Annotated in this window: 21 protein-coding genes and 3 pseudogenes; 10 read left to right on the forward strand and 14 right to left on the reverse strand. The window is 66.1% G+C overall.

The window, feature by feature from the left end; translation table 11 throughout:
• Window positions 1-22: 22 nt before the first annotated feature.
• Both DB708_RS01265 and lysA read right to left on the reverse strand, forming a co-directional pair.
• A complete protein-coding gene (locus DB708_RS01265; protein ID WP_338103960.1) occupies window positions 23-817 on the reverse strand; it encodes a rhomboid-like protein in 795 nt (264 codons plus the stop codon).
• Between the two features lie 110 nt (window positions 818-927).
• The gene (gene lysA / locus DB708_RS01270) at window positions 928-2,310 is read right to left on the reverse strand and encodes a diaminopimelate decarboxylase (protein ID WP_108920156.1); all 1,383 of its coding nucleotides are present in this window, start codon (window positions 2,308-2,310) and stop codon (window positions 928-930) included.
• Between the two features lie 232 nt (window positions 2,311-2,542).
• Here lysA and DB708_RS01275 point away from each other — a divergent pair.
• From DB708_RS01275 to DB708_RS01285, 3 genes and pseudogenes are all read left to right on the forward strand, one after another.
• Window positions 2,543-5,816: pseudogene (locus DB708_RS01275) on the forward strand (helix-turn-helix transcriptional regulator).
• An 81-nt stretch (window positions 5,817-5,897) separates the two neighbouring features.
• Entirely contained in the window at window positions 5,898-6,731 is an 834-nt protein-coding gene (locus DB708_RS01280; RefSeq protein ID WP_108920157.1) for a mycofactocin-coupled SDR family oxidoreductase, read from the forward strand.
• 12 nt (window positions 6,732-6,743) lie between these two features.
• Entirely contained in the window at window positions 6,744-7,946 is a 1,203-nt protein-coding gene (locus tag DB708_RS01285) for a cytochrome P450 (RefSeq protein ID WP_108920158.1), read from the forward strand.
• Between the two features lie 85 nt (window positions 7,947-8,031).
• On the opposite strand, the gene DB708_RS01290 is transcribed toward DB708_RS01285, so the two are convergent.
• The 5 genes from DB708_RS01290 to DB708_RS01310 form a co-directional block, all read right to left on the reverse strand.
• Window positions 8,032-8,601, reverse strand: a complete 570-nt coding sequence (locus tag DB708_RS01290; RefSeq protein WP_108920519.1) for a TetR/AcrR family transcriptional regulator — start codon at window positions 8,599-8,601, stop codon at window positions 8,032-8,034.
• 60 nt (window positions 8,602-8,661) lie between these two features.
• Window positions 8,662-8,988: a hypothetical protein gene (locus DB708_RS01295; protein WP_108920159.1), complete on the reverse strand. Its 327-nt coding sequence runs from the start codon at window positions 8,986-8,988 to the stop codon at window positions 8,662-8,664.
• Window positions 8,985-10,289, reverse strand: a complete 1,305-nt coding sequence (locus DB708_RS01300) for an aromatic ring-hydroxylating oxygenase subunit alpha (protein WP_108920160.1) — start codon at window positions 10,287-10,289, stop codon at window positions 8,985-8,987. The genes DB708_RS01295 and DB708_RS01300 overlap by 4 nt, the downstream gene beginning before the upstream one ends.
• Window positions 10,286-11,173 (reverse strand): enoyl-CoA hydratase/isomerase family protein, encoded by an 888-nt coding sequence (locus tag DB708_RS01305; RefSeq protein ID WP_108920161.1) that lies wholly within the window; start codon window positions 11,171-11,173, stop codon window positions 10,286-10,288. The genes DB708_RS01300 and DB708_RS01305 overlap by 4 nt, the downstream gene beginning before the upstream one ends.
• A 107-nt stretch (window positions 11,174-11,280) precedes the next feature.
• Window positions 11,281-12,246: a TIGR03621 family F420-dependent LLM class oxidoreductase gene (locus DB708_RS01310; protein WP_108920162.1), complete on the reverse strand. Its 966-nt coding sequence runs from the start codon at window positions 12,244-12,246 to the stop codon at window positions 11,281-11,283.
• A gap of 82 nt (window positions 12,247-12,328) precedes the next feature.
• On the opposite strand from DB708_RS01310, the gene DB708_RS01315 reads away from it, so the two are divergent.
• The 4 genes and pseudogenes from DB708_RS01315 to DB708_RS01330 all read left to right on the forward strand — a co-directional run bounded on the left by DB708_RS01315 (window position 12,329) and on the right by DB708_RS01330 (window position 15,622).
• The gene (locus DB708_RS01315; protein WP_108920520.1) at window positions 12,329-13,039 is read left to right on the forward strand and encodes an SDR family NAD(P)-dependent oxidoreductase; all 711 of its coding nucleotides are present in this window, start codon (window positions 12,329-12,331) and stop codon (window positions 13,037-13,039) included.
• A 43-nt stretch (window positions 13,040-13,082) separates the two neighbouring features.
• Window positions 13,083-14,531 (forward strand): aldehyde dehydrogenase, encoded by a 1,449-nt coding sequence (locus DB708_RS01320; RefSeq protein WP_108920163.1) that lies wholly within the window; start codon window positions 13,083-13,085, stop codon window positions 14,529-14,531.
• Between the two features lie 163 nt (window positions 14,532-14,694).
• A pseudogene (locus DB708_RS01325) lies at window positions 14,695-15,078 on the forward strand (PPOX class F420-dependent oxidoreductase); the annotation flags it as partial.
• Window positions 15,079-15,229: 151 nt separating this feature from the next.
• Window positions 15,230-15,622, forward strand: a complete 393-nt coding sequence (locus tag DB708_RS01330; protein ID WP_108920165.1) for a hypothetical protein — start codon at window positions 15,230-15,232, stop codon at window positions 15,620-15,622.
• On the opposite strand, the gene DB708_RS01335 is transcribed toward DB708_RS01330, so the two are convergent.
• From DB708_RS01335 to DB708_RS01350, 4 genes are all read right to left on the reverse strand, one after another.
• Complete coding sequence (locus DB708_RS01335) at window positions 15,619-16,605, reverse strand: NAD-dependent epimerase/dehydratase family protein (RefSeq protein WP_201263387.1); 987 nt, start codon at window positions 16,603-16,605, stop codon at window positions 15,619-15,621. The genes DB708_RS01330 and DB708_RS01335 overlap by 4 nt on opposite strands.
• A 51-nt stretch (window positions 16,606-16,656) precedes the next feature.
• A complete protein-coding gene (locus DB708_RS01340; RefSeq protein WP_235616601.1) occupies window positions 16,657-17,301 on the reverse strand; it encodes a cutinase family protein in 645 nt (214 codons plus the stop codon).
• A 161-nt stretch (window positions 17,302-17,462) separates the two neighbouring features.
• On the reverse strand, window positions 17,463-17,963 hold the full coding sequence (locus tag DB708_RS01345; protein WP_108920168.1) for a nitroreductase family deazaflavin-dependent oxidoreductase: 501 nt from the start codon (window positions 17,961-17,963) through the stop codon (window positions 17,463-17,465).
• 156 nt (window positions 17,964-18,119) lie between these two features.
• The gene (locus DB708_RS01350) at window positions 18,120-18,293 is read right to left on the reverse strand and encodes a CsbD family protein (RefSeq protein WP_108920169.1); all 174 of its coding nucleotides are present in this window, start codon (window positions 18,291-18,293) and stop codon (window positions 18,120-18,122) included.
• Between the two features lie 179 nt (window positions 18,294-18,472).
• Between DB708_RS01350 and DB708_RS27160 the strand changes: the two genes are divergently transcribed.
• Window positions 18,473-18,640 carry a hypothetical protein gene (locus DB708_RS27160; RefSeq protein WP_165839697.1) on the forward strand — a complete coding sequence of 56 codons (168 nt, stop codon included), beginning with the start codon at window positions 18,473-18,475 and terminating at the stop codon, window positions 18,638-18,640.
• Between the two features lie 105 nt (window positions 18,641-18,745).
• A complete protein-coding gene (gene lipL / locus DB708_RS01360) occupies window positions 18,746-20,047 on the forward strand; it encodes an esterase/beta-lactamase LipL (protein ID WP_108920171.1) in 1,302 nt (433 codons plus the stop codon).
• On the opposite strand, the gene DB708_RS01365 is transcribed toward lipL, so the two are convergent.
• From DB708_RS01365 to DB708_RS01375, 3 genes and pseudogenes are all read right to left on the reverse strand, one after another.
• Window positions 20,044-21,099 carry an NAD(P)H-dependent amine dehydrogenase family protein gene (locus DB708_RS01365; protein WP_108920172.1) on the reverse strand — a complete coding sequence of 352 codons (1,056 nt, stop codon included), beginning with the start codon at window positions 21,097-21,099 and terminating at the stop codon, window positions 20,044-20,046. The genes lipL and DB708_RS01365 overlap by 4 nt on opposite strands.
• A gap of 29 nt (window positions 21,100-21,128) precedes the next feature.
• A pseudogene (locus DB708_RS01370) lies at window positions 21,129-22,252 on the reverse strand (hypothetical protein).
• Window positions 22,249-23,568: a hypothetical protein gene (locus DB708_RS01375; RefSeq protein WP_108920521.1), complete on the reverse strand. Its 1,320-nt coding sequence runs from the start codon at window positions 23,566-23,568 to the stop codon at window positions 22,249-22,251. The pseudogene DB708_RS01370 and the gene DB708_RS01375 overlap by 4 nt, the downstream one beginning before the upstream one ends.
• Before the next feature lie 83 nt (window positions 23,569-23,651).
• Between DB708_RS01375 and DB708_RS01380 the strand changes: the two genes are divergently transcribed.
• A complete protein-coding gene (locus tag DB708_RS01380; RefSeq protein WP_108920173.1) occupies window positions 23,652-23,966 on the forward strand; it encodes a hypothetical protein in 315 nt (104 codons plus the stop codon).
• Window positions 23,967-23,969 lie beyond the last annotated feature (3 nt).

The following is a 23,969-nucleotide window of genomic DNA, read 5'->3' on the forward strand; positions in this document are numbered from 1 at the left end:
TCCGTTGTTGTCGGCTGGCCGACTACGACTGTGCCGGCCGCGGCAGCAGCCCCCGGTGGCTCACCAGGGTTGCGCCGCTGCGCGACGGCAACGCCCAGGCGGCGACTAGAGCGATCAGCGCACCGGTCGCGCCGGCCACCGGCGCCGGCCCTGCCGGTCCACACAGCACCATGTAGCCAAAGGCCGAACCGACGACAAGCAAAGCCGAATGGAGCAGTGTCCAGCTCAAGATCGAGCGCAGCCGGAACGACAACGCGATGCCGAGTAGCAGCGCAACCACGTGACCAACGGCTGTGAAGTCCGCACTCAAGGCTGCGGCGATGGCGTTGCCGAGCCACCAACCGATCCAGATGGGCCGCCAGCGTGACGGTATAGACGCGGTGAGCGCCCCCAGGACACACACCGCGCCGTAACTCATCCCCACGTCGGTGGCGCGCGCCAAGGACATCGGCAACCAGCCGGCCGTGAGCGCAGTGGCCAGCCAAGCGGCGACGACCAAGGTAGCGCCAATGTGGCCGAGTGTGAATGTGACGACCAAACCCTTACTGCGCCAGATCAGTTCGCCCAGGGCCAGTAAGCACACCAGGCCCGGCAGCCAAAGCAGCACATGTCCGCCGTCGCTGAGAAATGCGCTGCCGACCAACGTGGCCACGTGGCCGTTCGCCAGATTGTGCACGTTGGTGCTCATCTCACTCACCGCGACGTCGTGTGTGTGCGGGCCGAGCGCCGTCAGTAGGAAAGACACCCCCAGCAGCATGGCCGCGTACCCGATGGTGACAGGCAACCACGCCGCCACCGACACCAGCCGCGATCTCATCGTCGTCCAACGATTTTCGCGGAGCACTGTGGTTGCACCTTCGTGGGTGTTCCGGGTTGCGATCGGCGGCCAACTGCCGCCGTACGGGTCAACAGCCATGTCAGACATGCCTATTCCCCCTTCGCGTCGTCGATATCCATTGTGACGGAGCCGGAGCGGTGTGGCGGGTGAGACCAGTCACAGTCACGGACCAGCAGGTCAGCGAGGGTTTCTCGGCGCACCAGTGCGCGAGGCCGGCCGTTGGTGACCGCGATCAGGGGCGGGCGGCCCACCAAGTTGCAGGCGGCGCCCATCGAATAGTGATAGGCGCCAGTACACGCCACCGCCAGCAGATCGCCGGGATGGACGTCGTCGGGCAGCTCGATGTCACGCGCGATCTCTTCCCCGGCCTCGCAATGCCGGCCCACGATCGTGACGGGTGTGGTTGAGGTTTGTTCGTGCCAGTTCGCGAGCGCCACAGTATGTTTCATGCCGCGCAATCCCTCATGCGGGTTGTCGGCCATTTGACCGTCCACGACGACGAAGGTGCGCCCCTCGGGCTGGTGTTTAACGGCGATCTCCCGGTACAGCGTGATTCCCGCGCGCGCCGCGATCGCCCGGCCTGGCTCGATCACGATCCGCGGCCGCGGGTAGCTGTAGTCGGCACAGGCGGAGGCCAGCGCGGCCTCGATGACTGCGGCGAGTGTGTACGGGCTGAAGTCGGGATCGCCGGAAACATAGGGGACCCCATATCCGCCGCCGAGATTGAGCTCGCCGAGTACCACGCCGCGGTGGTCGCGCACCTGCGCCATCAGGGCCACCAATTCCCGGATCGCCGCACCGTAGAGCTGCGCGTCGGTGAGTTGTGATCCAAGGTGACAGTGCAATCCGAGCAGGTTGAGCGACGGTTGATCCAGCGCGCGCTTGACGGCACCGGTGGCCAGGCCGTCCGCCACGGTGAAGCCGAAGCCGTCGTCGCGCTGGCCGCGGGCCTCGACGGCGGGAATTACCCGGATCAGCACGCCCTGGCGACGGCGAACCCGCGCGGCCAGTAGCGCGATCTCGTTCGGGGAATCGATGACGATGCGGCCTACTCCGGCGTCGACCGCGCCGTCCAGCTCGGCGGCGGTCTTGGCATTGCCGTGCAGGATGATCCGCGACGGTGCCACCCCGGCGGCCAATGCGGTGGCCAGTTCTCCCGACGACCAGACATCCAGGCCGGCACCTTCGGCGGCGGCCCATTCGGCCACCGCGGTGCTCAACAGTGCCTTGCCCGCGTAGACCAGTTCGACCCCGGGCAGCGCGGCGCGATAGCCGCGGAGGCGGGCCCGAAAGTCCTGCTCATCCAGCAGATAGGCGGGGGTGCCGAACTCGGCGGCGATGTCGGTCGCGGCCACCCCGCCGACACAGATCCGGCCCAGTTCGTCGATGGAGGTACTCAACGGCCAGATGGTGCGATCGAGTTGCGGGCGCAGTTCGTGCTGTGCCGATCCAAGCAGCTCGAACAGCGTCATGTTTCCAAGTTGAGGTCTGCGGCGTTGTCCTGCCACGGTCTTAACGAATTTTTCACACCGGGGTGATCAATCTTCACGATTTTCGCGCCGTCGACGCGATCTCCGCTACGGCGCGCGGCAATCTGCGCGTTTCTGCTGATGTTTTGCTGCTCATGGACGCCGCATCCTGGCTAGCATGAGCGAGATTGATCCACGTGCGGGGGAGCCGCTGGTGGATTGGAGTGAACTTGGCGTGAGCGGGCTGCTGCCGACCGGCACGGTGACGTTGCTGTTGGCTGATGTCGAGGGCTCGACGCGGCTGTGGGAAACCCAGCCCGCGGAGATGACCGCGGCCATCGCCCGCCTGAATCAGGCGGTGTCGGACATCCTCGCCGCGCATGACGGGGTGCGCCCCGTCGAGCAGGGTGAGGGCGACAGCTTTGTGGCGGCGTTCGCTCGTGCCTCCGATGCGGTCGCGGCCGCGTTGGAGTTGCAGCGTGCACCCCTGGCGCCGATCCGGCTGCGGCTCGGGATCCACAGCGGGGAGATTCAGCTGCGCGATGAGGGCAATTACATGGGTCCGACGATCAACCGGACCGCGCGGTTGCGCGACCTGGGGCATGGTGGCCAGACCCTGCTGTCCGGTGCGGCCGAGCAGTTGGTGGTCGACCGGCTCCCGGACGATGCGTGGGTGACGGATCTGGGCACGCATCCGCTGCGCGATCTGCCTCGCCCCGAGCACGTGGTGCAGCTGTGTCATCCGGATCTGGTCAACGAATTCCCGCCGTTGCGGATCTCCACGTCCGTTGTATCGCAGCGACTTCCGGCGCAGTTGACCAGCTTTGTGGGCCGTGACGCCGAGCTGGCCGAGGTCCGAAAGCTGTTGGCAGACAACCGCTTGGTGACCCTGACCGGCGCGGGTGGGGTTGGTAAGACCCGGCTGGCGGTGCAGATCGCGGGGCAGCTGGCAACCGAGTTCCCCGGTGGCGTGTGGTACGTGGATCTGGCGCCGATCACCGATCCCGGCGTCGTGCCCATCGCGGTGGCCCGCGCGCTGGAGCTACCCGATCAGCCCGGCTGCTCCACGATGGACACCATCAGCCGCTTCGTCGCCGACCGCAAGATGCTTGTGGTGCTGGACAACTGCGAGCACCTGCTGGATGCCAGCGCGGCGGTGATGGTCGCACTCCTTGGCGTCGGTACCGCGTTGACGCTGCTGGCGACCAGCCGCGAGGCGATCGGGGTGGCCGGTGAAGTGGGTTGGCGGGTGCCGTCGTTGTCGTTCGGCGGTGAAGCCACCGAGCTGTTCAGCGATCGGGCACGGCGTGCCCGGCCGGACTTTGTTGTCACCGAAGACAATGCCCCCGTTGTGGCCGAGATCTGCTCTCGCCTCGATGGCTTGCCGCTGGCGATCGAGCTGGCGGCCGCACGAGTGCGGGCGCTGTCGCTGCCCGAAATTCTCGGCAGTTTGCATGACCGCTTCCGGCTGTTGACCGGCGGTGCTCGTACCGCCGTGCGCCGCCAGCAGACGTTGCGTGCCTCGGTGGATTGGTCGCATGCGCTGTTGACCGAACCCGAACGGGTGCTTTTCCGCCGGCTGGCGGCATTTTCTGGGGGCTTCGACCTCGAAGGAGCCCAAGCGGTCGCCGGCGGCGGGGACGTGGAGCGCTACCAGGTGCTCGACCAACTCACCCTGCTGGTCGACAAATCTCTGCTGCTGGCCGACGACAGCCGGGACCGCACCCGGTATCGGCTGTTGGAAACGGTGCGCCAGTACGCGCAGGAAAAACTCGGCGAATCCGGCGAGGCCGATGCCGTACGGTCCCGACACCGCGATTACTACACATCGATTGCGGTCGCCGTCGACGCGCCGGCGGGCCGCGATTACGAACAGCACGTCGAGCGGGCCGAGTTGGAAATCGACAATCTGCGGGCCGCCTTCGCGTGGAGCCGGGAAAACTCCGGTTCCGAGCGTGCGCTGGCGCTGGCGTCGTCGCTGCAGCCGCTCTGGTTCGCACGCGGACGCGTCCTGGAAGGCCTCGCCTGGTTCAATTCAGTCCTCACCGATGAAGTGGCGCACGACGACGAGGTGCCGGCGGCGGTACGCTCCCGGGCGCTGGCCGATAAGGCCGTGCTGGCCACGGCCTTTGGCCATCCCGAGAACGTGGATCACGCGCGGCAGGCACTCGATCTCGCGCGTGACATCGATGACGCCGCCGTGCTGGCCAGGGCGCTGACCGCCTATGGCTTTACGGCCGCCTACCGTGGCGAGCTGCCGGAGAAGTACTTCGCCGAGGCGATCGAGCTGGCCCGCACTTCCAACGACAAGTGGCGGCTGGCCCAGATGCTGGCTTGGCAGGCGCACGCAGTGCTCGTTGCCGGTGACCCGGTAGCCGCGCGGGTAGCCGCCGAGGAGGGGCGCGAGCTCGCGGATGCCCTCGGTGACCGGTTCGATTCACGCCACTCCCGCGTGGCTCTCGCTCTGGCACAGCTGTACGCGAGTGACCTGGACGGTGGGCTGGACCAATTGCAGCGGGTGGCCGCCGAGGCCGACGCGGCACATGACGGGATTCTCGCGTCGGGGAGCTATGCGCACCAGGCGAGCACGCTCGCGTGGCAAGGCAAGACGGACGCAGCCCGAATCGCCAGCGACAAAAGCTTCGAATGCGGCCTGGAATTCGGCCCCGTCATCGCCGGTCTGTGTCAGATAGCGTTGCTACAAACCGCTCTTGCCGCCGGCGATGCCGCGACAGCGCAGCAGGCGGCCGTGGCGGCCTGGGAGTATGGGAGCCAGGTGCCTGGGTACGGCGTGCATCAGCGCCCGATCATCGCACTGGCCGCACTGGCGAGCGGTGACCTTGCCGCGGCCCGGCGCTGGGCCGACGAAGCCGTCGCGGTGTCGACCGAGTGGCTGCTCCGGACGTATGCACTGACCACGCGCGCGGGTGGCGCTCGCGCAGGACGAGCCGGAGCAAGCCGAATGCGACGCTCACGATGCGCTGGCCTGCATCCCCGAGGGCTACCCGCACCTGGCCATCCCCGACTCCCTCGAGTGCGCGGCCACCGTGGCCGGTCGCAAGGGCAGCCACCGTGAGGCGGTTCGGATTTTTGGTGCGGCCGCCGCTATCCGCGACCGCATCGGCACCGTGCGGTTCAAGACTTGGGATGCCGCCTACCAGGACTCGGTGACTGCGCTGCGAGAGGTCATGGGGGAGGCGGATTTTGAAGCGGCCTGGGCCGAGGGTGCGGTGCTGTCCACCGAGGAGGCGATCGCCTACGCGCAGCGCGGTCGGGGGGCGCGCAAGCGGCCGGCCAGCGGCTGGGATGCGCTGACTCCGGCTGAGCGCGACGTGGTGCGGCTGGTCAGCGAAGGGCTGGGCAATAGTGACATCGCCACACGACTTTTCGTCTCACCACGTACCGTGCAATCCCATCTCACGCACGTCTACACCAAGCTGGGCTTGACCTCTCGCGTGCAGCTCGCCCAGGAAGCAGCCCGGCACGCCCAGGCTTCGCCGAACTCTTGACGACCTCGTCCCGGGGCTGTTAGACATGGCCTGCGTCACTAATTTGGGCGATCGCTCAAATAGGATTCGGTGGAGGTTGCCATGGGCCGGATGGGCGGCAAGGTCGCATTCGTAACCGGTGCGGCGCGCGGGCAGGGTAGAAGCCACGCGGTTCGGCTCGCGCGGGAGGGGGCCGACGTCATTGCCGTCGACATCTGCCGCGACTTCGAGAACTCCCCAGTCGATGGTGCGACGCCGGAAGACCTGGACATGACCGCCGGAATGGTCAAGGACGCCGGCGGGCGCGTCGTGACGGCCGAAGTCGACGTGCGGGATTTCGACGCATTGAAAGCCGCCGTGGACAGTGGCGTCGAGCAGCTCGGCCGCCTTGACGTCATCGTGGCCAACGCGGGCATCGGGACTACCGCCGGCAAGCTGCACAAGGCCAAAGAGGCACTGTGGCAAGAGATGATCGACGTCAACCTCAGCGGCGTATGGAAGACCGTGAAAGCCGGAGTGCCGCATGTGCTGGCCGGAGACCGCGGCGGTGCGATCATCCTGACGTCTTCGGTTGCTGGAAATAAGGCCTATCCGCATGTGGGCCACTACGTCGCGGCCAAGCACGGTGTCATCGGCCTGATGCGTTCGTTCGCCGTCGAATTGGGGCAGCACATGATCAGGGTCAATGCCGTGCTGCCGACACACGTGGGTTCACCGCTGTTGTTGAACGAGGCCACCTACCGCGCCTTTCGGCCGGAACTGGAAAACCCTGGGCCCGAAGATCTTGCGCCGGTGTGTCAGAGCTTTCACTATCTGCCGATCCCGTGGGTGGAGCCCGAAGACATCAGCAACGCAGTGTTGTTCCTGGCCTCCGACGAAGCGCGCTACATCACCGGCGTGGCGCTGCCGGTGGACGCCGGCAGCTGCCTGAAGTAAGGGAAAGCATCGATGACTGTCACCAATGACACTGAGGTTTATTACGACCCCTACGACGTAGGCATCAATGCCGACCCGTACCCGACCTACGCGCGGTTGCGGGAGGAGGCCCCCCTCTACTACAACGAGAAATACGATTTCTGGGCGGTATCAAGGCATTCCGATGTCGAACAAGGGCTGGCCAACTGGCAGGCTTTCTCGAACCGTCGCAGCGATATTCTCGAGTTGGTCCAGTCGAAGTTCGATATGCCCCGCGGTGTCATGATGTTCCAGGATCCGCCCGAGCACACGATGCTGCGCGGGCTGATGTCGCGGGTGTTCACCCCGCGCCGGATGGCCGAAATCGAAGACCAGATCCGGCGATACTGTGTCCGTTGCCTGGATCCACACGTCGGGTCATCGGGATTCGACATCATTGCCGAGCTCGCGTCGATGATGCCGATGCGAGTGATCGGCATGCTGTTGGGAATCCCTGAGTCCGAGCAGATCTCGGTTCGCGACGCCAATGACGCCAATCTGCGCACCAAACCGGGTGCGCCGCTGAAGGTCGCCAACGCAGACTCCATCGCCGACGGCCGCATCTATGCGGACTATGTCGAATGGCGATCGAAGAACCCGTCCGACGACCTGATGACCACACTGCTCAACGTCGAGTTCGACGACGAGGACGGGGTGCACCGAAAGCTGACCCGCAAAGAGGTGCTGCACTACACCCAGGTGGTCGCCGGCGCGGGCAACGAGACGACCGGTCGGCTGATCGGCTGGTTGGCCAAGGTGCTGGCCGAATACCCCGACCAGCGCCGCGAAATCGACCAGGATCGCTCCCTGCTGAACCGCACCGTCGACGAAACCTTGCGCTTCGAACCCACCGGACCGCACGTAGCACGTTGGATGGCAAAGGATTTCGAGTGCTACGGCACCACCATTCCGGCCGGCAGCGCGATGCTGCTGTTGTTCGGTGCCGCCAACCGCGACCCCCGTCGCTACACCGACCCGGACACCTTCAACATCCACCGCGACAACATCTCGCACATCACCTTCGGGAAGGGTGTGCACTACTGCCTCGGGGCGAACCTGGCCCGCCTGGAGGGTCGCGTCGCGCTGGACGAGATGCTCAACCGCTGGCCGGAATGGGATATCGACTACGACACAGCACAACTCAGCCCGACATCGACCGTGCGCGGCTGGGAGCGACTACGGGTCGCACTGCCCTAATTCAATATCGGCCGAACGTCGACTTGTTGTTGCGATTCCGCCCGATATTGCCCGATAAGTCGACGTTCGGCGATTAGCGTATGGCTCAGCCCTGCCTGCCGCGATCGCGGCGCGCCTTCGGCTCCGGCATCTCGAACCGATCCAGGAGCCGGTTGACCAGCGCGACGGCGGCTTCGTGACCCCCCGAGGAACCCAGCCCCTGCTCCAAGATCAGCGTGCGGCCGATCGAGGCGATGAAAACCGCGATGGCCGCGGGCGGGAACTCGTCGGTATCGATGTCGTGTTCGCGGATGATGAAGTTCAGCGCGGTGATCTGTTGCTCGCGCCACCGATCCGACCAGGCCGCGATCTCCGCCTGAATTTCCTTGCGGTGGTTGGCAAGTCCCATGAACTCCAGCAGCAACCGGGTGTCCTTGGGTGCGATCAGCGTCTCCCAAAAAGCGTGCAACGGTCGGTCGGAGGCGAACGCCTGCTGCTGACGCTCCAGGTAGACGGCGGCACCGCTGCGGAAGACAGCCAGGTACAGCTCGTCCATCGTCGGGAAGTAGTAGTGCACCAGCGCCGGCTTGACGCCGGCTTTGGCGGCCACCCGTCGCGACGTGGCCGCGGCGTAGCCCTCCTCGACCATAATCTGACTCGTCGCGGCCACCAGCATGTCGCGCGTCGTGGAGTCGCGCGCCTTAGGTCGCTCGGATGCGGTCACAGTCCGGTCATATCACACCGCGGGTTCGGCGACCATGTCGAAGAACGCGGCACCGGAGTCTGGGATGCGGTTCTGCTTGAACACGTTGACGGCGTAGGAGACCAGAATCATCGAATACAGCAGGTGCAGCAGCCGTTCGGCGTCCTCGGGTAACTCGTTGATGTCGAGGGTATTCAGGTGGGCGATCGCCGCCTCGGCTCTCAGCGCGATGGCGTCGTAGAACGTGACGAGCTCGTCGTAGGGCTTCGACAGCCGCGCCTCGTAGCGTTGCGCCCGGGTCGGCAGAGCCCAATCGGCGACAAACGGCTCGAGATCGGCGAAACCTTCGGGCAGTGTCATGACGACTCCCCGGACCGGTAGGCGTCGACCGTGTCACGGATGACGGTGTGGAACTGACGGATGAGCAGTTCCTGGTCGCTGAGGTGGAAGGTGTTTTGCGCCCGTGTCTTCAGCGCCGAGTGTGTCGCTTCGATGGTGTTCACGTCCTGCATCGCGAACTCGATTGTGCTGTCCACCACCAACTCCTGCGCCAACCGATCCCGTGCGTTTTCCGGTGGTACGAAGTACATGTCGATCTCGTAGATGTGCGAGTCGACGGTCTCCGGCCAGTAGGTGTAGGTGATGTAGTAGCCGCGCGCCCAGAGCTGGACCGAAATATTTGGGAATAGCCAGAATTGGTCGTTGCCCCAGGAGGCGATATTGCCTCGGTTGAGGAAAGCGGCGCTCTCGTCGTCGAGGCCCAGATCCGGAACGTCATCGGGCCCGAATAGCCCGGCCCGGAACAGCTTGTATACCCAGCGCTGGTCCTGGCGCGCAGGTCCCGCGGTGCCCGGGTCGCGGGCCGGCAGGGGCGGCGGCCCGGGGACCGAGGTGAGCATGTGCGGCCGGAACAATTCGTAGTGGTACGAGTCGACGGGCGGCACCATCTTCTCGGCCTTGGACACATCGGGATCGATGAAGCGCCCGTGTACATACGGCGGGTGATACCACTCGCACACCGAGTCGACCGCCAACTTCCAGTTTCCGTTGATCCGGGTGGAGAAGCCGTAGTGCTGTGTCATCTTGTCGAACGGCCACCCCTCGATCGGCAGCAGTCCGTCGCCCAAGAAGCTGCGCAGCGGCACCGGGTCCTCGGCCAGGTTGATGAAGATGAAGCCCGCCCACACGTCGCAGTGCACCCGCGGCATCCGCAGCATGCTCTTGTCGAGGTCGAAGAATTCGTCCTCGTTGGTGATGTGGTTGACCTTGCCGTCCAGGCCGTACCGCCAGCCGTGGTACTTGCAGGAGAACGCCCGGCAGGTCCCCGAGCTTTCCCGGCCGGGGTGTTCCTGCCAGACAACCTTGTTGCCGCGGTGCGCGCAGACGTTGTGGAAGGCGTGCACGGTGTCGTCGGCGTCGCGGGCGATCACGATCGAGGCGAGGCGGCCGGGCAGGTCGCGGGTGAAGTAGGAGCCTTTGCGGGGTAGGCGTTCAATACGCCCGACGCACAACCAGTTTCGTTCGAAGACGGCCTTGCGTTCGGCCGCGAAGAACTCCTCGGAGATCGAGTCCTCGTAGTTGACCGGGGCGGTGCCCAGTTCGGGATAGTCGGTGGTGAACTTGCCCCGACCGGTCGACAGTCGTTGCTGAATGCTGGTCACGAGGGGACTCCTTCATGCGACGGTGCGCCATTGCTCCAGGGCTCCTGGTCCCATGCCCGATCCAGCGGGGCCATCTCGCCGCCGAACGGGAAGAACACGCGCTGGGCGTAGGTCTCGCGGCCCAGGCCGTGGCCGAGTTCGTTGACGAAGGCCCGCTTGAGCGGGTTGGTGAACAGCTGTCGCGTGTACCGCAGTGTCAGCGGTGGTCGCTTGATCAGTTCGCGAGCGTGCTCCCAGGCTCGGTCCAACACCTTGTCCTTGGGCAGCACCTCGTTGACCACGCCCCACTCCTTGGCCTCCTGCGCACTGAGTTTCTGACCCGTGAGTAGGAAGTAGCGCGCGCGGTTGTGCCCGGCGAGCACACTCCAGATCACATGCTGACCGTCGCCAGGCACCTGGCCGCGCGGGAAGTGGGAGGCGTCCTGGAAGTAGGCGTCCTCGGAGGCCAGCACGATGTCGCCCATGATCGGCACCTCAGAGTGCATGTTGCACGGCCCGTTGACCGCGCTGATCATCGGTACGTCGACGTCGAGCACATTGAAGATGAGATGGCGTGCGTACCAGGCCTTCTCGTCGAGCTTGTGCGTCCCGCGGTCGTTGGGCATAGCCTGATAGATGGGGTGTTCGGGGGGTTCGCCGTTGGGTAGGCGACCCCAGTTGGCGTTGTAGTTCTCGCCCGTGCCGGTATGAATGAGCACCTTGATCTCGCGATCGCCCGCGATATCGGCAAACGCATCCGACATCTCGTCGTGCGCTTTCCAGCTCCACACCAGGCTGTCACCGTCGGTGTGGCACTGCATGAACAGGATTCCGTCGTCTGTGAGTTCGAACTTGTAGTTGGCATAGCTGTTCTGGTACTCGCTAAATCTCGTCCGCTTTGCCATTGAGCTGTCTCATTTCCGCGGTGGTGAAAGTGGCGCCGGCACCATTTGAGCGATCGCCCAAATGAGGTAGCTGCCATGCTTGCACCTCAGCCAGCAGCGGTCAAGGTTCAGCGACCGTGCAGCAGCGCCACCACGGGTGCGAAGGATTCGATCTGCGACTGCTGCACCGTCACGTAATTGACGCCGAGGCTTTCGCGGCGTGAACGCAGCAATTCCCCAACGCTTTCCGGCGTGCCGATCAGGACGTTGGGATGGTCGCGGAGCAGGTCGGCCGAGATGCCCGTCGTTTTCGCGATGTCGGCCAAAGCCGCCTCGGGATCGGCGGTGATCTCGGTGAAGTACGGCGAACTCTCGACGTCGAGTCGCCGATAGCGGTCACCGGCCGCGGTACGTACGAAGCCGATTCGACGCTCGGCGACCGCCTGTGGATCGAGGCCGTCGGGATCGCGAGCCACGAACGGAACGCCGGAGATGCTGACGATGTCGGCCTCGCGGCCGGCGAGCGAGAGCACGCGTTGCCCACCCCCGCCGATCATGATCGGCGGATGCGGCTGTTGCACCGGCCGCGGCCGTCCCGCGTATCCGCGGACCTGAACGAACTCGCCCGCGTAGTCCAGTTCTTCGCCCTCCCAATGCGCCTTGATCAGCGCGACGGCCTCGGCCAGCTTGGAGATTCGACGACCCGGACGGTCGAATTCCACTCCCATCGCGGTGTATTCGACTTCGCTCCAGCCGGCGCCGATGCCCAGCTCCAGACGGCCATCGGAGAGCAGATCGAGTGTCGCCGCTTCCTTGGCCAACACCGCCGGCACGTGGTAGTCGATGCAGAACACCCGGCAGCCGATGCGCAGCGTCTCGGTGTGGGCGGCGGCTGCCGCCATCGCTGCGATCGGCGCCAGGTCCTGGCGAGGCGTGCGTGCGGCTCGCTGCGCGGGTCCCGGGCCGAGGTAGTGGTCGGCGAGGAAAAGCGTTGAATAGCCGAGATCTTCGACTTTGCGGACGGTATCGCGCCATTCGCGCCCGCCGGTGGCGTTGGTCGCTTGCACCGCGAAGCGAAACGGAGGCCGGTCCATAGGCTTGACCGTAATCGATACCGGGTGATAGGCATGTGAAGCCAACCGTTTGAGCGATCGCTCAGGAAAGGTGGATGACGGCTTGAGCGCGAAGACAGCGGTCGTGACGGGCGGTGCCTCGGGGATTGGCCGTGCCTGCGCCGAAAGGTTGCGTAAAGACGGATTTCAGGTGGCCGTCCTCGATCTCACACCCACCGACGACGGGTTCGGCCACGTCGCCGACGTCACCGACCGCGCGCAGGTCGACGCGGCGATGGCCGCGATCCGCGACGCATTGGGCCCGATCCTGGTGCTGGTCAACGCCGCCGGGGTGGAGGGCTTCAAGAAGTTTCTCAGCATGTCGTTCGAGGAATGGTCGAAGGTGATCGACGTGAACCTCAACGGCGTGTTCAACACGATTCAGGCGGTGCTGCCCGACATGGTCGAGGCCGGCTGGGGACGCATCGTCAATATCTCGTCGTCCAGCACGCATTCCGGCCAACCGTTCATGGCCCACTACGTCGCGGCGAAGTCCTCGGTCAACGGGCTGACCAAGTCGCTGGCCCTCGAGTACGGCCCGAGCGGGATCACCGTCAACGCCGTGCCGCCGGGATTCGTGGACACACCGATGCTGCGCAGCGCCGAGAGCCGGCATCTCCTCGGCGGGACCGTGGAGGACCACATCGCTCGCACACCGGTTCGCCGGGTGGGCAAGCCCGAGGATATCGCCGCCGCGTGTGCCTTCTTCGCTTCCGAGGAGGCCGGCTACATCACCGGGCAGATTCTCGGCGTGAACGGCGGCCGCAATACCTGACGCCGACGCTTTCGGCCAGATCCCAATAGATCCAAGGAGTTTGATGTACGACAGGGACCAACTCTTCATCGACGGGAAGTGGGCCGCGCCGGCTTCGGGCGGGGAAGCCATCTCGGTGGTCTCCCCGCACAGTGCGGCCGTCATCGGCCACGCGGCGTGCGCCGGACCTGCCGACGTCAACCGCGCGGTTGACGCCGCCCGGGCAGCCTTCGACACCGGACCGTGGCCGCGCATGCAACCGGCGGAACGCATCGAGGCAATCACCCGGCTGGCCGGCATCTATAAGGAGCGGCGCGCCGATATGGCCGCACTGATCTCGGCCGAGATCGGTGCTCCGATCGCCTTCGCCAAGATGGCGCAGGTTCGGCTGCCGCTGACGATGATGTCCGCGTTCTGCAACTTCGCCGCGGGTTACGAATGGCAGCAGGAACGACCCGGGCTGTACGGCAAGAACATCCGGATCCGCAAGCAGCCGGTGGGCGTCGTCGCCGCCGTGGTGCCGTGGAACATGCCGCAGTTCCTGACCGTGACCAAGGTGGTGCCCGCGCTGCTGGCCGGCTGCACGGTGGTGCTCAAGCCGGCCCCCGAGTCGGTGCTCGATGCGCAGCTGCTCGCCGATCTGGTTGCGGCAGCGGATCTTCCGCCGGGCGTGCTGAACGTGCTGCCCGGAGGCCGGGAAGTCGGTGAGCTGCTGGTGCGCCATCCCGGCGTCGACAAGGTCTCGTTCACCGGCTCCACGGCGGCGGGCCGGCAAGTCGCCCTTGCGTGTGCCGAAGGACTGAAACAGGTGAGCCTCGAACTGGGTGGCAAGTCGGCGGCGATCGTGCTGGACGACGCCGATCCCGCGGACGCCGCCACCGGCATCCAGATGGCCAGCCTGGCCAACAGCGGCCAGGTCTGCAACGCGCTGAGCCGGATTCTGGTGCCGCAGAAGCGTAAGGACGAATTCGTCGACGCGTTGGCCGCCGGGATGGCGTCGATGACCGTCGGTGACCCGGCCGATGCCAACACCCAGATCGGTCCGCTGGTGGCCCAGCGCCAGCAGGAGCGGGTCCGCGGTTACATCGAATCGGGCAAAAGCGAAGGGGCGCAGCTGGTTACCGGCGGCGCCGAGATGCCCGACGGACTCGACACCGGTTGGTACGTGCGCCCGACACTGTTCAGCGACGCGACCAACGACATGCGCATCGCGCGCGAGGAGATCTTCGGTCCGGTGCTGACGGTCATTTCCTACCGTGACGAGGACGAGGCGCTTCGAATTGCCAACGACTCCGAATACGGGCTGGCCGGATCGGTGTTCACCGCCGACGTCGAGCGGGGCTACGGCGTCGCGGCCCGGGTCCGGTCCGGCACCTTCGGCGTCAACGAGGGTTACATCATGGACCCGGCCGCACCGTTCGGCGGCGTCAAAAACAGCGGATACGGTCGCGAGCTCGGAACCGAGGGAATCGACAGTTACACTGTGAGCCAATCTATTTCGACCGCAGGCTGATCGTCGAGCGTGAAGCTAGCCGCGCGCTCGACGCCCAACGTGAAGCTGGCTTCACGCTCGTCAGGACGTGGCCGCGGGCTAGCCGCGTGATGATCGCCATGGTTAGGGAATCGCTGATCGGGGAATGGTCCTGGGAACCATCCACAGATAAGGAACACGCGCGGCTTCGAGTTTTCAGGACGTCATCAAGTCCAAGTACCTGTTGTTGACCACTTTCACCAAGGACGGTCGCCCGAAGCCCACGGCGATCTGGGGGGTGCCCGACGGCGACAAGCTGCTCGTCATCACCGACGGCGGCTCGTGGAAAACCAAGCGGATCAACAACACGCCGCGCGTGACGATCGCTAAAAGCGGGGTCCTGGGCAAACCCAAGAGCGAAGAGGTCGAGGGCGTCGCCCGCGTGCTGCCGAAGTCCGAGACGCAGCGGGTCTACAACGCCGTGCTGAAGCGGTACTGGTATCACGCGCCGTGGTTCTACGTGCACTCGATCGTGCGCGGCGGTATCGACAAGGTCCACGTCGGCCTGGAGATCAAACCCGCCAGTTAGCAACGCTTCCCGGCTTTCGTCCACTCATTCTCGCCGAGCGCCCGGCCAGCCGGCCCAGGAGTTCGAGCGCCCCGCCAGCCGGGCGCTCGGCAGTCGCAGACGCCCGTCACCAACGCTTCCCGGCGTGCGACGCCGCGGTTAGGGTTGACCGGTGGCACAAGAATTTACCCGCACGGCATCGCCGATTTTGGTGTTGGTCGCGGCGGCGCGCGTCGGCGTCGGAGCCGCGATGTTGCTGGCGCCCGATCGATTCTTCAAACCCGAGTCGGGTACCGAGACGCTGCTGATGCAGACGATCGGGATCCGGGACCTGGTCATCGGGTCGGGTGCGTGCGCCGCGTTGTTACGCGGAGGCGACACCGAGTTCCGGCGCTGGGCGGCCTTCGGCTTGATCAGCGATAGCGCCGACCTGCTGCTGGGGCTGCGCAGCCGGCCTCTCGTCGGTACCAAGAGCGCGATGATCGCCACGCTGGCGCCCGTGCCGTTCGTCGGCGCGGGTGTGCGCGGCTTCGTCCGTAGCTTCGGAAGGGGCAGGCAGCCTTAGCTGTCGGTGCCGTGCAGCGCATCGATGGTGTCGGTCACGGTGTCGCGAGCATCCCGGTAGGTGATGCCGAGCTCCTTCTCGCTGGGTGAATCGTCCGACGCCGGCATCTGCGTGTAGTACTGCATCCCGGCCGCGGTGAACGGCGTGTTGAACGGTAGATATGGCGTCGCAATGTCGAGAACCGCTCCCGCGGCGCGGATTATGGTGTCGGGAACCGGCACAGCGACCATCGTGGTGTCAGCCACCTCGCCGAACATGCTCGCCAGCTCGCTGACGGAGACGCGGTGCCCGCCCGCCATGTAGCGTCGCGGTCCGCGCCCGGGTTCCAGCAGCGCCGCGTGCAGCGCGGCCAGATCGCGGGCGTCGACGATCAACCAGGCCGCTCCTCGCCCGGGTACAAAATGCAGGTCCAGCAACGACTTCACCCCTTGGCCGGCTTCACCGTATTGATTGCCGACCGGCGGCCCGAGAACCATGCCGGGATAGGTGATGTTGACCGGCGCGCCGGCGTCCTGCAGCCCGCGGGCGTAGATCTCGACCTGGGCCTTGGACGTTCCGTAGCCGTCGGCCCCGCCGACCACCGGCAAGTCCGCCGACAGCGTCTCCAGATCCGGACGGAACAGCGCGGTGAAGCTCGATACGTGCACGATCGGGTCCAGACCGAGCTCGACTGCTTGACCGAGCACGTTTTGAGCGCCCTGCATATTCGTGGTCAGCATCTCGTTGGTCTGGCGCGGATCGGTCGCCACCAGAGCGGCGCTGTGCACCACGGCGTCGCATCCCTGCAAGGCTTCCCGCACCGAGACACGAACGGTGATGTCCCCGACGGCGTAGTCCGATACGTCGACACCCAGCTTGGCGACCGAGGAGTGCAGCCGATCGGGATTACGCACCAGGAACCGAACCGAATGTCCCGCGTCAGCGATGGCTTTCGCGGTCCACCCACCGACAAGTCCAGTACCGCCCGTTATCAGAATCCGCACGCAGCGATTCTGCAAGGCTTGTCGCTCGCGGGGCAACCTGGCGGGCGTTAACTACAGGTGACTGGCGACGAAGCTCGCACCCTGGCCCGTCATTCCGTTGACGACGTAGGAGGCGTGCGCCGCGCCGTCGTTGCCGCCGCCGCAGATCGGATCGCCGGGAGCGCACAGCTGCAGCGTCTTAGGCTGGTACAGCGGGCCGATGACGATATCCGGTGCGCCGTAATGCTCGAGGAACTGATTCGACGGCGTGCCGAACAGAATGACGGCCGCGACGTGGTTGGCGACGTCGGATGGCATCGGCGCCGGCACCGACGCCGCAGGAACGTTCTTCGGGACGGCCGACGAGGTGACGAAACCGGCCACCGCCGCGCCCTGCGAGAAACCGCCCAGCACTTCCCGGGTCTTGGGGCAGCTTGCCGCCATCGACTCGATGTGCGAGGTGGCGTCCCGAATCCCGTCGATGAACGTCGCCGGGAAATCGGGGTTGCTGAAGTCGTTGCTGGCTGGGTAGTTCACCGGGTACACCGCCAGCGACCGGCCACCGATCTGCCCGCGCAGTGCGTCGACGAAGCCGGAACCGATGCCGCCGACACCGGGCGGCTCGCTGGTGCCACGGGGAAATACCAGGTCGACGTCGGGACACGGCTCGGCATCTGCCGACGGCGCGTGGCTGCTGAACAGGACGGCGGCCGTCATCAGCGCGGCGACCCCGGCGGCCGCCGCCAGCTTGCGCATCCGAGTGTTGATCAACTTCACGACGTTCACCTTCATCCCACCCAGTCGAGTCCAGGTCTCCCTTTTGTCTGTATTCGATGCAGACGGCGATACGGATTGCCCAAACCGTGCATTCTCAATCGCTACCGGGGAACCAGGCGCAATACCGGGATCTTGCGGCCGATCGCCACGGTCGCGGCGCGGTAGTCGCTGTAGCCAGGGTACGAGCATTCGGCGAGGCCGTAGAGCCGCGCCCAATCGGCGGGATCGAGGACCTCCGCGGCCAGGAAGCTCTCCCCGCCCAATTCACAGTCGGGATGCGCTTTGAGGTTGTAGTACCAATTCGGGTGCGAGCTGCCGCCGAAGTTGGAGGCGATCGCGATCACGTCGCGGCCGTCGTGGAAGTACGAGATCTGGGCCTGACGTGGCTCACCGGTTTTAGCGCCCCTCATGTGCAGCGTCGCCGACGGCACAGCAAACATTCCCCACGACACTTTATCGCGGGACACCCGCATCAGCCACGGATCGGTCTTCGCGGCGACGTGCTGGGCGAGGAATTTCCCCAGCCCACTACGAGCAAACTTCGTCATGGTGCGGTTGAAAGCCGAAACGTGGCGCTCCGGGTCGACATGGGGTAGCGACATGAAACGACGATAATCCCGACCTAGGGGTGCGCGGGTAGCTTCCGTGCAACCTGCTTGCGGACCGGCTTGAGTGCCGGTGCCCGTTCTGCTTTCCCGAGAAAGACGACCAGCAGGTTTACCGTTGGCTTCAGTAAACCTGCTGGTCGAGAGTGAAAGCTATTTCTTGAAGGCGTCCTTCACCTTCTCGCCGGCGTCCTTCAGGCTGGACTTGGCCTGATCGCCGCGGCCCTCATTCTTGGTGTCGTCGTCTCCGGTGGCCTTGCCGATGGCTTCCTTGGCCCGGCCGCCGAGGTCCTCGATTTTGTTCTTGATCTTGTCTTCGGCGCTCATGGTTTCGCTTCCTCCTCGCACGATGTTGTTATCGATTCGGCTACCCCCGAACCGTCGACTTCAAAACCCTGCATCGAGATCGGGCCGCCGCCCGGCCGGAGCGGTTGCCCGCGTTACGAGGTCAGGCTGGCAAATAACCAGTTCGTCCATTCGGCATGGGATGGATCACAATGGATCCCATGAGCACCGCAACGGTGGTGGCGATAGTCGTAGTGCTGATGCTGCTGGGCCTCGGCATCGTGATCAATCAGCTGCTTCGGCTGCGCAAGTATTTGAACGAGTCGCCTCCCGGGCATTTGCCTGGTGCGGATGTCGGTGAGCCTCCAGAACGCGATCTGCCCGAATGATTTTCTGGCCTCTGCTCGACTGATAGCTTCGTTCTGATAATCGCACCTCATCGGCGAGGGGCCGCTCCGGCGGTTGCTGCCGATGCGCACAAGCCCGGGGGCACCATGACACCGTCGACACTGCTCGTAACCGACGACGGCTTGCCGCCCGGTGTGTCGGGCGCCGCCGATCCGCATTTCGCGAACGTCGTCAAAAAATTTGCCCAGCAGTTCCCGGGGCGGCGTCTGGGCGGGGGAGCGCTGAGCGTCTACGTCGACGGCATTCCCGTCGTCGACGTCTGGACGGGGTGGGCGGACCGGGACGGCACCCAGCCCTGGACCGCCGACACCGGCGCGATGGTGTTCTCGGCGACCAAGGGCGTCGCCTCGACGGTGATTCACCGGCTGGCCGATCGTGGCCTGTTGTCCTACGACGACCCGGTCGCCGAGTACTGGACGGAGTTCGGGGCCAACGGCAAGGACGAGATCACGGTTCGCGACGTGCTGCGGCACCGATCCGGGTTGTCGCATCTGCGTGGGGTGACCAAGACGGATTTGATGGATCACCTGGCGATGGAGGAGCGGCTTGCCGCGGCGCCCGTCGATCACCTGCGGGGTGTGCAGGCCTATCACGCGCTGACGTACGGCTGGCTGCTGTCCGGGCTGGCCCGGGCGGTCACCGGCAAAGGCATGCGAGAACTGATTCGTCAGGAGGTCGCGCGTCCGCTCAACACCGACGGCCTGCATCTCGGCCGCCCGCCGGAGGGCTCGCCCACCACGCCGGCGCAGATCCTGATGCCGCAGAAAAGAATCATGCCGACCCCGGTGCTCAACTTCATTGCGCCGCGGGTGGCCAACATGCGGTACTCGGGCGCGCTGGGCGCCATGTACTTCCCGGGGATCATGTCGCTGATGCAGGGGGACACCCCGTTTCTGGACGGTGAGATCCCCGCAGCCAACGGCGTGGTCACCGGTCGCGGCCTGGCCAAGATGTATGCCGTGCTGGCCAACGGCGGCCGCATTGACGGCAAGAAGTACCTGTCCGAGGAGTTGGCACGCGGGCTGGCCGGGCAAGCTCGAATCAAGTGGCCGGACGCAAACATGGTGGTGCCCATGCCTTTTCACCTCGGCTACCACGAGTCGCCGGTGCCGGGTCTGTTGCACGGGTTCGGCCACGTGGGCCTTGGCGGGACGCTGGGTTGGGCCGACCCCGAGGTCGGCGGCTCATTCGGCTACGTGCACAACCGGTTGCTGACGTCCCGGGTGTTCGACATGGGCTCGTTCGCCGGATTGGCGGGTCCGCTGCGATCCGCGATGGAGGCCGCCCGTCACCAGGGCCCGATCGAGGTGCCCCAGCTGGGTGCGGCCTACGCCAAACCCGCCCGGCGCCGGGCGGCCACGCCGGCCAGGGCCGCGTCGGGGGACTAGATCTTCGCGAAGCCGCGCGGGAGCGTCAGCGGAAGATCGGCATAGGTGGCGATTCCGGGCGCCGCGGCGACAACGGCGGGGATCGCGTTGATGGCGGGCACCGCCGTCATGATGTGGCCGAGGTCCATGAATTCCTCGAGCGTCGTGGCCTCGAAGTAAGGCGGCGGCAGGAAGCCGACCTTGGTCGTCACCGTCGGCTGCCCGTCGATCTGGATGACCCAGCCGTCCTGCTCGATCTGCCAGTCCGGCTCGAGGGTCTGACCCTTTTTCCACCGCACGTTGAGGTCGATCAGGGTCTTGCCGTTCACGATGCCCTGCCAGCTGATGTAGGTGCCCGCGACGTGTCCGGCCGGGATCGTCCACGACGCCATTTCCAGGTCGGCCGTGGTCTGGGCGAACTCAGCGACGCATTTGACCTCGTCGAGTTCGACGCCGAGCGCGTCGGCCACCAGCCGCACCGCTTCGCCGAAGATCGCGGTCCCCTTGGCGGCCATCGCCGGCAGGTCCGGGTGGTCGATCGGCTGACCGAAGCCCACCGGCTTCTCGGTCTCGGGCGAGTCGTAGAACGTGGTGTCGGCAGCCTCGTTGACGGTGACCTTGTCGATCCGGTTGCACACCATCGCCGAGACGATCGCCAGCAGTTCGGCGAAGCCGGGGCTGACCCCGGAGCCAAAGATCGTTGACCCGCCCTTCTCGCAGGCCTCGAGGATGCGGTCGCGGCCCTCGCCCAGGTTGTGCCCGGTGATGAAGGACGCCGTGGTCACCACGTTGACTCCCGCGGACAGGATCTGCACCAGCTCGTCAACGCTGATCCACATCGGGTTGTAGACGACGCAGTCCGGTTTGAGGGCAAGCAGTGCGTCGACGTCATTGGTGGCGGCGACCCCGAGCGGAGCGATGCCCACTAATTCGCCGGCGTCCCGCCCGACCTTCTCCGGCGACCAGGCAAAGCATCCGACCAGTTCCAGGATGGCGTTGTCGGCGATCGACTTGAGCGAGCTCTTGCCCACGTTCCCGGTGTTCCACTGAACGACTCGATAGTTGTTTGGCACTCGCTCAGCATAGGGGTTCTTAGTGGGGCTTAGTAGGCGGATTCGGAAGCCAAAATCTCGGCCAGAAATGCGTCCGCGGGCGGCCGGTCCAGGCGGGCGTGCACCCAGCGGCGGATCCGTTCGCGGGTGTCGCGGGGCTCGGCCGTGTCGGCTCCGACGATCACCGCGGTCTGCGACCAATCGTGATCCCAGGCCGCGGATTCGGTCAGCGGCCGCGCCTCGGCGTCGAGAAGGGGAAGGGTCGCGTGGCCATCGCCGTCCAGCACCCCGGCCCCGCTGACGGCTCCGGACTGCAACCGCACCGGGACACCGGTGGCCGGGTCGGGTCCGACAATCGCCGCCCGCACCACGGCGGCGACCCCCGCCTCGACCGTCCACTCGACGGTGTCTTCGCCCGCATCGAAGATCGCGGGGGGCACCGCGGTCCAGTTGACGGATGCGATGCCCCTGGCGATTTCAGTCGCGCCCCTGGGCCCGCGCCGGCACCGGCGGCTAGCGCGTAGTCGTCGCGCCGTTCGCTCGGCATCGCTGGTTCGCTAGCCGAATCATCAAGAACGGCAAGCAGTTCCGCCCACGCGTCGTCGTCCACGCCGATCTCTTCGGCAAGCCCGGCACCGGCACGTACCAGGTCCGCGATGCGCGGATCGTCGCTGCGGACATGGGTGAACAACGCCGCGGCATGCGGCGCCAGCAACTCGGCGGCATCCGAATCCAGCGTGTCATCGGTGAAGAAGCCCTGCGCCCCGACGGTCAGCAGCGCGATCTCGACGTCGAGCAAGGCACGATCCAGGCCGGCGATGCCGTCCTGGCGGCTCGCCGGCCACCAGCGCCGCAGCCAATGCCCGATGGCCAGCCGGCGCAGCGGATCCATCGACCCCGCCACGATGTCGACGCCGGTGAGCTCGATGCTGGTCGCGCCGTCCATCGCGGCCGCGGCACCCGCCAGCGCGACATGCCCGGCTTCGCCGAACACCCGCCAAAGCCAGTCGGTGCGGGACAGATCGGTGAAGGTGATCCGGGCTCGCCCGTCGCCGGACGGATCGTCGACCGTCCAGGACAGCACGGCGCCGCTGACTTCCAGCACCGCGGCCAGCGGTGACTCGGGGCTAACCGGTCCGAGGGTCCAAAGGCCGGAATCGGCAACCAATTTCATCGGGCCACCTGCAATTCCAGCATCGACTTGATCCGCTGGCGGTGATCGAGGCTCACCGAGCGCGCGACGCCCTCCAGTAGCGACCGCATCTCGTCGACGTTTTCGCAGGGCTCCTGCCACACGTCGCGCCCGTGCAGCCGGGCCCACAGCCGGCTCAGGTAGGGCGGCGCGTACGCGGCCAGGTCGTCGACCACTTGTCGCTGCCGGGGATGGATCGGGCCGCCCTCGGCGAGATAGCGCCGGGCGTGCAGCACGTACGCCTCCTTGCGCAGCCGCGCCTGGATCTGCGCCGCCAGCGCGTAACGGCTTGCCACGGCTCGGTCCAGCGGCGCCAGCTCGACGGCGACCTCGATGCCGGCTACCAGCGTGGCTTGCTTGTCTTCGGATAGCAGCCCCCACGGCGCGCAGGCGCGGTCGACCTCCTCTTCGCAGAGCAGCGGGATGTCGGGCAGGGCGTCGCGGTCCAGGGCGCGACGCAGGGTCGCCCGGACCCGGTCCACCACAGTGCGATCCAGCGGACGGTCGCCGTCCGCCCCGCCGGCAATGGGTGGAGGACGTTGCGGTGCAACCGAACTCAGTCCCAGCCCGACGATCGACCAGGGCAGCTCTGCCGATCCGACACGGGCCAGGGCACCCAGGTTGTACGGGGTGGTGTCGCTGATCATGGCCTCCCAGACCCGCTGCCGGGTGGTCGCGGCACGGTGCCCGTGAGCGGGCCCGAGCACGGTGGGAAGCTCAGCCAGGAACGGACCCGTCACCGTCTCACCTGCCCGCACGTCAGCCCAACTGCCTTCGAGCTGATCGGTCAGGGCGGCCACGACATCCGCACTGGCCACGTAGTGGTGCAGGACCTCGATACCGGCACGGTCGCGGCCCTGGTGTATCTCACCGAGGATGGTGGCCGCGGTCTCCCGATCTTCGGGCGCCGGTGAGCCTTTGGTGACCGCGAGTTCGAAACACGCCGGGAAGTAGAGCTCCTGGGCGTTTCCGGCGCGGATCCGCTGCCTGCGCCGCTCGAGCTTGAGAACCGCGAACCATGCTGCGGTGGAGCGTAATTCGGATGCACCGCCGATGATCAGTTCATGCATCGCCGCGGCGGTATCCGGGGCGACCACCGGGGCCGAATACTGCGGGTTCGACCGCAACCGCAGAACCAACGGGTCGATGATTCGCTTGACGGTCCGGGTCAGCGGACCGCCATCGTCACTGCTGAGCACCTCGACGCCGGGCCCGATGGCCCGCCACGCCTGGTCAATCACCGACCGGCGTGGATGGCCTGCTGCCACGGCGGTGGCCAGCTGCGGATCCGCGCTCATCAGCACAGGATAGGGGCTTTCGGAAGATACCGGCAGCCAAAAAGTTGGGTTCGGTAGCCGGCCGGCACGCAGATCCTTGTTGCATGAACAAGCTGAGGACATTGCTGGCGGCCGTCGAGCGTCTCGCGTTCTGGCGGCACCCGAATGCCGAAGGTCGTACTGTCGGCGTCGGTACCGTGCGCGCGGTCGCCGGTCAGCGACAGGTTTTCGTTGAAGTGGTGGCCGTATCGGGTGAGACATTCATCGGCAGATTGGCGCGCAGCGGGGACGGTCCCGACGTGTCGACGCTGCGGCCCGGCCTTGTCGTTCTGGTGGCCTTCGATCCGGCTGCCCGCGAGGAACTTTCGTTGCCCGACGATGTATTGGCGGTACACGCGTCGTGGTTGGCCGCGGTCTGAGTA

The organism is Mycobacterium montefiorense (assembly GCF_003112775.1).
Taxonomy (GTDB): domain Bacteria; phylum Actinomycetota; class Actinomycetes; order Mycobacteriales; family Mycobacteriaceae; genus Mycobacterium; species Mycobacterium montefiorense.